Source organism: Vibrio sp. 99-70-13A1 (assembly GCF_013114625.1).
Classification (GTDB): Bacteria; Pseudomonadota; Gammaproteobacteria; order Enterobacterales; family Vibrionaceae; genus Vibrio.
Genome location: NZ_VTXD01000024.1, coordinates 60,130 through 73,071, shown reverse-complemented (window position 1 = coordinate 73,071; position 12,942 = coordinate 60,130). Strand labels below are relative to the sequence as shown.

At 38.9% G+C, this 12,942-nt stretch carries 8 protein-coding genes and 1 pseudogene; 4 read left to right on the top strand and 5 right to left on the bottom strand.

Annotated elements, in window-relative coordinates; all coding sequences use genetic code 11:
- The coding region (locus tag F0226_RS15380; protein WP_171736459.1) for a S41 family peptidase at positions 1 to 1,190 on the top strand (1,190 nt) is incomplete at its 5' end.
- A gap of 129 nt (positions 1,191 to 1,319) precedes the next feature.
- Positions 1,320 to 2,152, top strand: a pseudogene (locus F0226_RS15375) (transposase).
- A gap of 114 nt (positions 2,153 to 2,266) precedes the next feature.
- On the opposite strand, the gene F0226_RS15370 reads toward F0226_RS15375, so the two are convergent.
- The 3 genes from F0226_RS15370 to F0226_RS15360 form a co-directional block, all read right to left on the bottom strand.
- Complete coding sequence (locus tag F0226_RS15370) at positions 2,267 to 3,229, bottom strand: hypothetical protein (protein WP_171736458.1); 963 nt, start codon at positions 3,227 to 3,229, stop codon at positions 2,267 to 2,269.
- A 480-nt stretch (positions 3,230 to 3,709) separates the two neighbouring features.
- The gene (locus tag F0226_RS15365; protein WP_171736457.1) at positions 3,710 to 4,303 is read right to left on the bottom strand and encodes an NAD(P)H-dependent oxidoreductase; all 594 of its coding nucleotides are present in this window, start codon (positions 4,301 to 4,303) and stop codon (positions 3,710 to 3,712) included.
- 1 nt (position 4,304) lies between these two features.
- Positions 4,305 to 5,210 (bottom strand): EamA family transporter, encoded by a 906-nt coding sequence (locus tag F0226_RS15360; RefSeq protein WP_171736456.1) that lies wholly within the window; start codon positions 5,208 to 5,210, stop codon positions 4,305 to 4,307.
- 129 nt (positions 5,211 to 5,339) lie between these two features.
- Here F0226_RS15360 and F0226_RS15355 point away from each other — a divergent pair, with 129 nt between their 5' ends.
- A complete protein-coding gene (locus tag F0226_RS15355; protein ID WP_171736455.1) occupies positions 5,340 to 5,822 on the top strand; it encodes a MarR family transcriptional regulator in 483 nt (160 codons plus the stop codon).
- Between the two features lie 111 nt (positions 5,823 to 5,933).
- Here F0226_RS15355 and F0226_RS15350 read toward each other — a convergent pair whose 3' ends face one another.
- Positions 5,934 to 8,516, bottom strand: a complete 2,583-nt coding sequence (locus F0226_RS15350) for an AAA family ATPase (protein ID WP_171736454.1) — start codon at positions 8,514 to 8,516, stop codon at positions 5,934 to 5,936.
- 1,712 nt (positions 8,517 to 10,228) lie between these two features.
- Between F0226_RS15350 and trpS the strand changes: the two genes are divergently transcribed.
- Complete coding sequence (gene trpS / locus F0226_RS15345) at positions 10,229 to 11,251, top strand: tryptophan--tRNA ligase (RefSeq protein WP_171736453.1); 1,023 nt, start codon at positions 10,229 to 10,231, stop codon at positions 11,249 to 11,251.
- 579 nt (positions 11,252 to 11,830) lie between these two features.
- On the opposite strand, the gene F0226_RS15340 is transcribed toward trpS, so the two are convergent.
- Positions 11,831 to 12,610, bottom strand: a complete 780-nt coding sequence (locus tag F0226_RS15340) for an ABC transporter substrate-binding protein (RefSeq protein ID WP_171736452.1) — start codon at positions 12,608 to 12,610, stop codon at positions 11,831 to 11,833.
- Between the last annotated feature and the right edge of the window lie 332 nt (positions 12,611 to 12,942).

Genomic DNA, 12,942 nt, shown 5'->3' with positions numbered 1-12,942 from the left:
TACCTATACAATGTTTGGCTATTTCTAAATTTAATATTAATAATTGGGAATATGATGTTGATTTTTATCTAAAAACTATGTCTGAAAATCATATAGACCTCCACCACACAATATCTAAACATGAATTCCATAATGAAATAATAAAAATTAAGAGTCAATTATCTAATTTAACGAAAAATGAGCTGTTGGTTGAACTGATGAAATTGACGAAAAAAATTGATGACGGACATACATCATTTCCTTTATGGGGTGTTAGTATGAATTACTTTCCAATTCAATTAAGGATGTTTGATGGAGAGCTTTATGTAGTAAAAACTACCAATGATTATAAAAACCTCCTAGGTTCGAGGCTTGGTAAAATTAATAATATAAGTTCAAAAGAGGTCTATCGATTATTTTCTAAACTAGCACCTTTTTCCGAAAATAAGTACTCAACAGAAGTAAGAACATCGCAATATATTCCTATGGCTGAGTTGCTTAATGGTCTGGGAATTATCAACGATACATTCCGTGCTCAATTCACATTCATTGCTGAGAATGAAATAATTGAGGATATATTAGAAGCCTCTCACTCAAATGACTTCAGTGCCGAACTAAGTTACCTAAATAGTTCCATATTTACGATTGAGGAAAAGCTTAATGAGGATCTTTGGTTTGGTTCGTTAGATAACAAGAACATTGTCTATTTTAAGTTCCGTCGTTACACATCAGCTACAAAAATGGAATCGTTAGGCGAAGGTTTATTAAATTTTATTTATAAAAATAAATCCAGAAAGCTAATAATTGATCTTAGAGATAATTATGGTGGAGATTTTTTTATAGGTTTAATTCTTGCTCAGTTTATCGTGTTGGCTGATAGTATAGATTGGAAGTCAGGTGTTTATGTTCTTATTGATAATGTAACTTTCTCTGCAGCTATGAGTAACGCGGTTCAATTCTCACAATTGCTCAATGCTCAATTAGTTGGTGAGCCTACTGGGTCAAAGCCATCAGGCTATCAAGACATGGGGCAATTTACCTTACCTAATTCAAGCTTTAAAGTAACATATTCAAAACGACTATTTCAATTTAATAAAGATAACAAAGATGCCTTATACCCGGATGTAAAAATTAAAATTTCAATTGATGATTATATTTCAAACAACGATCCTCAATTGAACTGGATACTCAATGACATAAATTCACAATAAATTTTATGTCAGTAGGTTATGCGTAAATGTGATTCTTACTATATTTACCCGGCTTTGCTGTGTAATTAAATATAACCAAATCAATATATTATGAACTGATCAGCTACGTCCACTACCTCTCGTAGCTCCATGCACAAGGTTTGCTATAAAACGACCAACTGGAAGTAATCCAACCAATCACTAACTTACCGTAGCTCTCTGACTTCTTGGATTGATGAATAGGGAATAGGAGGGTTGCGCAAGGCAAACAGAATAAGCGGCGGAGAACACGTCGGTTCATTGATTTAGCTATTACGGCAGCACTCATGGTAAAACGAATTTTTTGCCATTGAGAGCTCTACAAGGATTTATCAACTTCGATATTTAGGTTAGCCTATGTGCCCCATTAAGTTGTCTGCATTACACCGGCATCAGTCGTAGCTCTAAATAAATGGAGGTCTCATTTAATAGTAATACGATAGGAGTGATACCGCTTCTAGCCATTACAGATGGAGAAGTACTCCCGAACATACTGAAACAAACACGCCGAAGTATCCTGAGGTGCCTGGTGATGGTGTTTACTACACGAAAGCGTGTCACGTTGCTATTAAGATTAAGGGGGCCATTGTGCTTATTCCCTTAAGAGAAGGGGCAGCCTTTTGGGAGCGTGTTCACAAGTAATATCTCGCCGTTGGTTGCAAGAAGTTATACGGCTCAAATAAGTATTTGAAAGAGCGGTATGGATACCACAAACATTCACTTTCAGAAACAGCGATGTATAGAGTTAAACAGTTGCTATGAGCACAACTGAGCTTAAGAAATTACAATGTATAGTTGGGTGAAACTTACGCGATGATAAAAGCGCGGAACAAGCTTACGAGGTAGGAATGAAACTTATTGCACTGACTAAGTCTTACACGGAACGGGGTAGCTCTACCTCTAAATTTAATTACGCAACAAAGCCCTCGCAAATATTCAGATAACTAGAAGTTCGATGCGCCATTGATACAATTAATTAAACTACCAACTTAAATGGCAGGAGAATTCAATTACGATCAAATTCTGATTATCATCCCTTAATTTTTGTACCACCTTGCTTAAGTCATCATCATTATTCCAAACATATGAAATAGGTGCATCAAAAGAGGTGATGACTGCTTAAATTTGTAGTCTTTATTATCTCGCATTTTAGGGTGGATCAATTCTAATCTCACAGCACCTTGAGTCTTTTTGCTTCGACCTAGTGATTTACGCTCATTAAATGTGCTTATGCCTTCTAGAGCTATGACCCAATCGGCTTTTTTAACGCTTTTGTTGAGGTATTGGGTTGCTGCACGCCAGTGAGATTTCGGAATGAAAAGATGTGTAGTTTTGATAAATGTAGTTAATTCATTAGGTGAGTTAAAATGAATACCAGAGCGAGAGGTGCTTGAGTGGTTCAGTGCATATGAAATGGCATCGTTAATTGCAATTCGATGAACACTGTAATGCTTTTTCAATTCTTTGATGTACTGGTTCTGTATTTTAATTTCGATTGGCATTTTAAGCTCAGCTGGAACTAGCTTATTTTTCCTTAATGCTGAAAAGTGACGCGAGTAATGAGCATTTTTCGAATTTACGAATAGTGCTTTGATTGAGCGCGCGTTGTTTATCCACTTGTCGAGTGTGGCTTCAGAGATCTTTAATCTTGAACAAATATCTTGGTTCAAGAAACCCTGTTGATGAAGAGTTAAAGCGCTGTGGCAGATCGGAATGGAAATGAGTTCCTTTTCGTTGTTTGAATTAAGAATTGGCGCGATGCCGTTATGAATATTGGATACACATGGCTCCACATGAAGCTTTCTGATTAAATAAGGTAGTGCATTTACCAGTGTCCTTTGATTTTTTGGGGGCCTTTTAGGCAATAAACCAAGAAAACTCATACTGGTTTTGGGTATTGGATAATCCGCAATATTTAATTTTTGAGCGATAATCCAATCCGAAAAGTGAAAATAGTGTTCAAATGTCATTCTCGGTGATTCATGACCAGCGAACGCTGAAATGATATCGTAGCCGTTCATTTTCGACCGCCCAAACAATATGGTATATATTTTTTCGTTTGTTTCTCATTATAGGCTGACATTTGATTTGGTAATGATTCTTCACCGAGTTTCGTACAATTGACCCGATGAAAGAAATCCATACTAGGTAGCCGTCTAATGGGGGGAGAAAGGATCCAGTGGTGGATGAGATGTCGCATACTTTCTATTAAACTCTGCATAAAGTGGATCTAATGCCACGGTTCTAAGATGGAAGGTTATTTGATGGGTAGATACTCTCCCAAGCCCCAAAATCATTCCTACCCCTTTTCCCGTTAGTGCTACTCATTATAGGTTGTTGATTCTAGAGCTAATACGAAGATGCATAGGGTACTACGCTCAATTTATCCCAATGCTATACATCCACTAATTTGGATAATTTTAAGCAAGTTGTATGATGATGCAGCTACATACAGAACAAGGAGCACCTGTTTTGGGCAGGTGACTCCTGTATTACAGTCGCTACATTCCATAGCGAAACATTTTACCTATATTGAGCATATCACGATGTACAGGAGCTAATGCATTGGCGTAGGCAGCGAGCAGCTTCATGGTATATTCGCTGCGAGCATGCAGATGCTGGTCGGTACATTTATGCTCTGCTGTCAGAATATCTTCGCAGTCACGAAAAATAAGATGATCCGGCATAAAACACGCATGATTGTTTTTATTACCCGTCATGCGTAATTCACTGATCGGGTAGACACCATTCACGCTGGCTGAAACGCTCACCAGCAGAGCAGCTTTATGCGCCAATTCTTCGTCAGTAGTCAGCATCAAAAAGTTCTTCAATGCAGGCGTCGCCATGCCGTGCCATTCAGGGGTAATAAAAATAAATGCATCCGATTGCTTAAGAATTTCAGCAACTGGTTTCCATTGTTGCCATTCTTCACTCCCCTGCCATACTCCCTCATTCCACAGCGGTAGATCCAATTGGTGTAAGTCGAGAACAGTTGCCTTATCAAAATGGGGCTCAGCCAGTGTTTGTAGGTAATAGGCGACATTTAGGCTTTGAGAATGCGCTCTTTGACTTCCTGATACGATAGTAATGTTCATATTAATTCCTTTTTACGGTTTGAAGTTGTAGTAGATGATCGGTTTGTGCGGATGAGCGAGGTGTAACCAGCACAATTGAAAACAGAATGGCTAAGGCTCCAAGTAATTGGGGCCAAGTCAGAGTTTGATTTAGGATTAGATATCCAAGAAAACAGGCAGAAACACTGCTTAGAAAACCGAGAAAAGAGACGGTCACCGGAGACAGTTTTTCTATTCCGCGAAACCAGAGAAAGTAACCCAAAATGGCACCAATCAAGCTCAAGTATCCATAGCCTAGGTAGTTAATAGACGTAAGTTGGGTTGGAATGCCCTCCAGCCAAAGCGAGACAGGCAACAAAATGATGCCGCCAAATAACAGCTGCCAACCTGTAAATCCAAGCATTGTCATGCCCGTTGGACGCCCCCATTTTTTTGTCAGCACAACACCTAAAGCCATGCTCAGCGTGCCAAGTATGGCGGTCAACATGCCTTCGATATTGAGTTCGGCTGAACTGTTAAGTACCAGCAGACCTACGCCGAGAACACCTAATCCACTGGCGATCAATTGTTTTGAAGAGAAGCTGGCACTCAAAAGGTACCAACTCATGATCATTACAATCACCGGCTGGATAGACATCACCATCGATGCCATGCCACCCGGTAGGTAGGTTGCCGCGAAAAATAAGCAATAGAAAAATAGCCCGATATTCAGAAAACCTAGCACTGCCATACGAAGCCACCACAATCCAGTTGGCCACGCTCGGCTAATAAGCACTAGCAGTACACCAGCAGGCAGTGAACGAATTGTTGAAGCAATAAGCGGACTTTCTGGTGGCAGCGCTTCTGTTGTCACTATATAGGTACTGCCCCAGGCAATAGGCGCAATTGCGGTTAACGCTATTGTTTTAATTTGCTGAATCCTGTTCATAACTCACCTTGACTGAATAGTTAATTATCCCTGGAGGTATCTTTTGCAAAAGATACTTTTTAGAAAGTAATGGAGTTTTGACTTTTAATCAAGTATCTTTTTCAAAAGATATTTATTTGAGAGATAAAAATGTCATCAGACAAAGTCGATAAAATCCTTGCTCAATGGCTCACTGTCAGGCCAGATCTGGATTGCTCAGCTATGGGGGTTGTCGGGCGATTGCGTCGAACCAGTGCTGTATGGAAGAAGAAGTTGGATCCGGTTTTTCAAGAGCACGGGCTGAGCAGCATTGAGTTTGATATTTTGGCCACCATGCGCCGCAGTGAAACAGCCGTCACTCCTACCGAGTTGTATCACACTCTGATGCTTTCCTCTGGAGCGGTCAGTACGCGTATTGAACACTTGGTGAAAAGTGGCTTTGTCCAACGTATTGCTAGTGAAGAGGACAGACGCAGCTGTAAAGTTACCCTGACTCAAAAGGGGATTGAGTTGGTGGACACTACATTAAATGCACATGTTGCCAATATGGGTAACATGCTGAGCGTACTTAGTAGCCAAGAACAAGAACAGTTGGCAAATTTGTTAAGAAAGATACTGTTAGCAGAGCAATAACGAATAGTTGCTTTTTTGGATTTTCAATATTCCTTTACTCATTCACTGGCTGTTAACCCCCGTGATGTTTCACGGGGGTAGATTCCACCTGTCTTTCAGCGTCAGCTAACCTTAAGTTCTTTTTCGATCAGTTTGTAGGTGTTTGAGGTAGTCTTTGATTTCTTCAAAATCTGCTACCACTTCATCGATCGTTGGGCATGGACGTATACCTGCGGCTGTGTCGTGACCAACAAGGTCGATACAGCATTTATCATATGCACGGTGAATACGCTCTAAATCAACATTAGTAATATCCTCTACTCGATTTAATCTTTGTAGATGCACACCTCTTTCAAACCTATTTACAACTTTGTTTAATAGTTTCTCTTCAACCAATCGCTCCCATGCTTCACGTAGAAAACTATAGAAAACCGCAGCAGCTTCTCTAAATTCAGTCTCTGTTCCTGTCTCATCAATCTTTCGAAGCTTTTGGAGCTTAGTAGTTAAAACTCCAATTCGCTTCGATGTAGGAAGCGCGTCCCACGGAGGATTGGTTCTTACAAGGCCGGAGTTACTTCTAGATCTTTCGAGGCTGATGCAATTGATCTTCTCTTGCTTTAGGCTATCCGAAGCTTCTAGTAGTAGCTTGTAGAATACTATGTCGTGAGTAAACACAATGACTTGGCGTTCTAATGATTCCTCTATTAACCTTTTTGCGACTTTTGCACTCCATTGATGGCTAAGCGAGTTCACTGGATCATCAAACAGAACAGCAGATCTTCTAGAATCAGCTTTCATTTCTGATAAAAAGCTCGCTATTGCGATACACCTTTGTTCACCTTCACTAGCAACTTTACCAACAACAGATTCGTTTGACTTTGCTAGCTCTAATTTAAATTGCTGTTGTCCGGCTTTATTTCTTGTTTTAACGTTGATGTCAAATCTATTAAAACCAAAGGATTTAAGCTCTTTCACAAAATACTCTTTTAGTGGCTCTATAACACCTTTCGAATAAATCCTAGCTGACAACGTTGATATACTTCTCGTAGCGCACTGACCTGAGATTTCATTTAACTTAGCTACTATTTTTGACCGTCTTACATTAGTTATGATGTTTGCTTTGTGTTTGGCAATGTAGGCTTTATCTGTTAACTCGGTCAGCCTTGCTTGTTTCTTAGCCACAAATTCGTTGTTACTGCTTTGCTGTTCAAGTTCTCCTATTTGCGTGAACAGATCTTTATCTATTTCCCGCAGTGCTTGGAAATGAGACAAGCTAATTCCGTCTAACGACTCGGGTAGCATTCCTGATAAAACAGCCTGTCTGTTTATTAAACTCTGGTTTAATTCCTCAAGCCCAACTTTCAACCCAGGTTTAATTACGTCAAGATCGTTCAATACACCTTCAAATTGGGCAATATTCAAACTCAAGGACTTAACGAAAAATTTAGCCTGAGTTAGCGCTTTCAGAGCTTCAGCTGTATTTTTTGCGGCCTTGTCATTAAGAAAAGCTTCGAGTTCTTGTAATTTGCCGGTCGACGTCTCTTGGATATCTTGTAAGCATAACGGACAGGAATCGCCTTTTGTTGGAGGGAATTGTTGGCCTTTATTTTCTTTTACCAAGAAGTGTTTTGCTGCTCCCCAAAGGACAGTCCATTGTGTATCACCAATATTATCAAACGGCAGATCACTTAGTATCTTTTGTCTCAACGCGTCAGATACTTGTTTCTTTTCTTGATAGTCGAGTTCTAAACCTTTTAACACATCGAAATTACTAGGACCGAGTACTTCGATAGGCCTCTTGTATGACTCAAGTAAAGGGGCAATATAACTACGCTGCTTAATTAAACTCTTTCTGATTTGTTCTGGCGATTTGGCCATGTCGCTAACCAATTCGTCCTGCAATGGTTTTATAGATTCAATTTCTTCCTTAGTTGCGCAGTGCAATTCAATATCAGCTTCATTTGTTAACGCTGAAATTTGATTAAGGAATAATGCAGCTTTACTTTGTGAATTTAACGATGGAATAGCAACAAAACCGTTACTACCCATTACATCTTCACTTATTCTATTTTTTATACTTTCCACAACCTTTGTAAGCTCTGTGATTAAGTTCAAACCTACTGGTTTGTACCCTAAAGCATCTTCATTAGATAAATAGTGGTGTGCTGAAGATGTATCGAATACACGAATAGACTTGGCAGCATTATTGTTTGATGTACCATCACTCCAAGTTAATTCTGTCGGTGTCTTATCAATCTCGAGTGTGAGTAAAGCTTGCGGAGGTTTAGGTGCAGAAGTGAAAACATTACCCGCAATAGGTTTCAATGTTCCCCGAGTCAAACACGCATGTTTTAAAATTGACGTATAGCTCGACTTACCGGCCCCGTTGTCTCCATATACGATAGTTAATCCATCTTTTCTAAAATCTAATTTTTGCTCTTCCGCTAACGCAGCAACGCCTTCAACTTGAGACAAGCTAATCAGTCGAACCGAGTTTTCTTCGGCCGTGTAGCCCGATATGTCAATCGGTGATAACAACTGCTCATGGTTTGGATGTTTTGGTTCCAAGCCCTCAATACTTTTCGCAAAATTAAAAATAAAATCGATATGGTTTTGGTTTAGCTCTCCTTCTTCAAGAGCAACCTTTAGTGCTAGATTCCACCATATGGGCTTATCCTTGGACCACTCTACTATTGATTCTACCGCATTCATCATCGTTAACCTTAACACGCAAAATAAGAGCCTAGTGTAATAGAATTCAGTTGCATTTCAGCTGTGAAGAATTGGTTTATCGTCTAACAACGTGCGTAAAATCAACAATTAATAGGATTATTCATAATATTTATTGTCTTCTCGAATAGTTCCTTTGATAACCCACAAAGCCGAACTCAATGAGTCTGGACTCTTTTTCCTTGATATGCTCCAAAAGGAGGTTGGCTAATCCAACAAACAAGTTTTCTCCCTATTCCAACTGTAGTTGACGAGTAATTTAGCCACTTGACTAGAGATTTTGTAATACCCAAGATAATCCTTTAAATGCTAATTTAGTAAAACCACTAACAAGCTTATGCCTCTAAGTGTTTTAGGAAGCATCTTATTGTTAATAAGCATTGATAATGATTTCAGTCTCAGTCTCAATCTCTAATATGTTTATACTTAATTGCAGATCATATAGCAGCTGATTTGCTAGACTAAGCTAGACAGCATACAAAGGTGGACGAATGAACTACTTCGCAGAGGACCACTTCTAGGTAATGTAAACCTGGAGGGTAAATGAGAAAGCTAAAACAGCAGTACCGAAACCGTATCAAATACCAGCGGATATATATCAGGGATGTTTATCCAAGCGTCCGGAGTGGAACTCACAAGCACTTTTCAACAAGACAGGAAAAAAGCTACTTTTTTCTTCATAAGATTGAGTGTAAAGGCTACCCGGTAAAACTACGAGCTGCGCGAGGAAGATCTTTGGCTAACCCATGGGGTGACTATCCTGCGTATGTGTATGGTCTAGCAAAAAGTTGGAAGCATAATTCCAAACGACGTTATCAGTACTACAAATAAATCTAACGATTATAAAGCTCTGCGTTTGCGGAGCTTTTACTTTTTCGAATGCTAGAAACGACAAGAGCCGCTAAAATTAGTGCTCAATTACGCTCTACCTGTGTCAATACGCTATGAGCGGAAGATAACAGGGCAATCGTATGTCCTTGGTGGGCTGCTTTCCAATTTCACCATGTTTAAATAAATGCTATTACTTCTGGTCAGAAAGTAAAAAGCAGCTCAATTAAAAAGCAGGGATACCGGAGCTCTCAGTATTAGTTTACAACCATGAATCATAGTGAAATCACTGACTCACATTTGCTCCAAAGTTTGTGAGTACCGCACTTTAACTAAAGTTGAGTACGCAATTTTTAAAATACTTGAACTAATGATATTTAAAGCAAGACCTGACGCTAAGGTTACTGTTATCTACTGGTGAGTGATTGAATCTGAACTATTTCATAAAGATTTCATCTCAACTTTCACATTGAGTGATCAAGCTCAGCATTTTGATGGTTGTTAGGCAAAAACTGCCGATATTGAGGTTGGAGGCAAAGGAAAAGATTCATATCTACAATAGGTTTAGAAAGGTAATTTTCAAAAATACAAAGATATACTCTCGGATAATGAATAACATCAATTTTGAGGGGTTTCATTTGTTCAAAATAACGGGGGAGCAATGAATTTGAGAGGATTGTGCTTCATCCTAGTTTTTGCTAGATTGTCGAAATGAAATACATTCCCATGACTACCTCATTCTTTTTCTGGTGGCGCTCTAATTAGAGCGGTGCGGAATTCTTACATTCTAAAGCTGCTGGAAGGTAGCCTAAGACTGTAACCTCTTTTATATCTCCAGTAGCGTTCTATTTTTACTAGGAGATACATATATGAACACAAAACAAAACACGACCAAACCAGAAACCATTTTAACCGGTGATAGAGCTACAGGCCCTTTGCATCTAGGTCACTATGTCGGCTCATTAAAGCAGCGCGTAGATTTACAGACAATTTATGACCAAACAATTCTTGTTGCTGATATGCAAGGCCTTACTGATAATGCTCACAACCCGAAGAAAGTATCATCCAATATTCTTAATGTCGTAGCAGACTATCTGGCTGTCGGTATCGACCCTTCTAAATCGACGATTTGTCTTCAATCGCAAATCCCGGCTCTTGCTGAGCTGACAATGTATTACAGCAATGTTGTAACAATCAGTCGGCTAGAACGAAACCCAACGGTAAAAAGTGAGATTAAGAGTAAAGGATTTGAACGTTCGCTTCCTGCTGGTTTTCTAACATATCCAATATCTCAAGCCGCTGATATTTCTGCATTTAACGCAACATTAGTTCCTGTTGGGGATGATCAATTACCGATGCTTGAGCAAACTAATGAAATAGTGAGAAAGATTAACTCTCTAGCAGGAGAAGCTGTTTTGACTGAATGTACGCCCTTTCTAAGCAATTCACCTCGTTTGCCTAGTACGGATGGGAAAAGTAAGATGTCGAAGTCGTTGGGTAACACCATCAATCTAGGAGCGACTGAAAAAGAGATTTCAGCTGCCGTTAAATCGATGTATACAGACCCAAACCACATAAGAGTTGAAGACTCTGGTGCGATTGAAGGTAATGTTGTTTTTACGTACCTTGATGCTTTTCATCCAGATTTAGATTACATAAGTCAGCTAAAAGAGAATTATCAGCGTGGTGGGCTCGGGGATGGTACCACGAAGAAAATTCTAGAAGAGTGCTTGCAGGACATGCTTCGACCAATAAGAAAAAGAAGAGCTGACTTTTTGAACGATAAAACTCAACTCATTGATATTTTAGTGAAAGGAAGCCAATCCTCTAGAGAGAAAACAGAAAAAGTACTTTTTGATGTTAAAGGTGTTTTTGGGCTTAATATTTTCTGAACAGATCGTTTAGAAATTTTTCTTCGAAACGCCCATTCTTTGAACAATAAGCTTAAATTAGCCTATCGTATACTGTGTGTTGTTCGATTTATTTAAGGCGCTAGCGGTACTGAACTTACTAACGCCTTTTCGTTTAGCTGATTTTTGTAAAGCGCGACTCAACGGGAAAAGTACAAATTTTTCCAATTCCCCTTTCTCTACTTGAGATAATCGCTGAAATGTTAATTTAACAAGGTAGCTATCACGTTGTTCTCCAATTCCAGGTTATAGCTTTATTCCTTATTTACGAAAACCTAACGGTTACAACCACCCTAATCATCAGACTTAACCGCTTTCATCAATGCTTTTTGAATTGCGATGGTTGCTCTAGTCTTGGGAAGTATTCTGAGCCTTCAATCTTCAATGCCATGCCTGAGAAGTAGCATTTAATATTTGGCATGACATTACCGCTAGTTAATCTACTATTCATCTAATTATAGAGCTAATAACTTGTTAACTTGACGGTACCACTGTGAAGTGCGGTTAAAGTATTTTGCCGAATTGTTTTAACTAAACAGGTCAGGATTATTTAACTTGCAGTTATGATGTAAATTGAGATTGAAATGCTCTTAATTCGGTTGGTAAATTTGTGTTAGAAAGGTTAATAGTCTTACGGTTCCTCAATTTAATCGAGCTAACTACATCTCCAAAGTGTTGATTAAATAATGCCTCAAATCTACCACTGAGTATGTAGTCATGCAGTTTTTCATCTAATAATTGCGCTAGCTGCATCTTCTCTGGGTGTACATATAAGACCAGAGGAAGGGGGTAATAAAGGGAAATACTTTTTTCTATCACAAGCCCTTGCAGATATTTTGTATGTTCTTGAAATATACTTTCTACTTCATTAGCTCCGAGTGATACGTAATCACACTTTTTATCTGAAAGTAGCTTAAGTGTGTCTGAAAGGGTTCCTTGTTCTAGTACTCGGTATCCATTTGATCTAAATAGCTCTGCATCAGCCCATGTTGCGGGAATTCCAGCAGTAAGTGATTTCAGTTTACTGCTAGAAATATTATTAAATAAGAGCTGATCTTGTTCCCTAATGATCAAAATACGGTGTCCAAGTAAGCCTTTGCAAATAGGAGAGTTGAGCTTGATTACGGGTTGGTTGGCAAATTTCTTGTTGCCTGCGACTGTAACGAGTACGTCATACTCATTGTTGAATATATTCCCTTCGTCCTGCGCTCTTGGAAAATCTGTATTGTCGCAATGAATGGTAACAGGCTCATTTGAATTCCAATTCAATAAGTTATGCAGCAGTTCAAGCTCATAGTGCTGTCTTTTATTTGATTTATTGCCATTCCAAAAGTTGAACATATTTATCCTAGGGCTAAATCTTATTTGATTCACAATATCTTGACATAAGTAAAACCACAAAGAAAGCGCTTTCTTTGTGGTTTGGAGGAGCGTATCTCCGCTCAGAGTCGGGTAAGAGACTCCATCGATTAAAGTGTTCTTCAAAGAGTACGGGGAAGTACAGTGTTTATAGAAGAAAAACGGTGGTGATGTTAATACTTAAAATAAAGCATAACATATTGTTTTAATGGTACTTTATGTATTGATCAATAATTAATGTGATGAATGACACTGTTATATATATCCACTCTCTATCTGTTTTAAATTTGTGATCTATGGTTCGTTTCACTCAA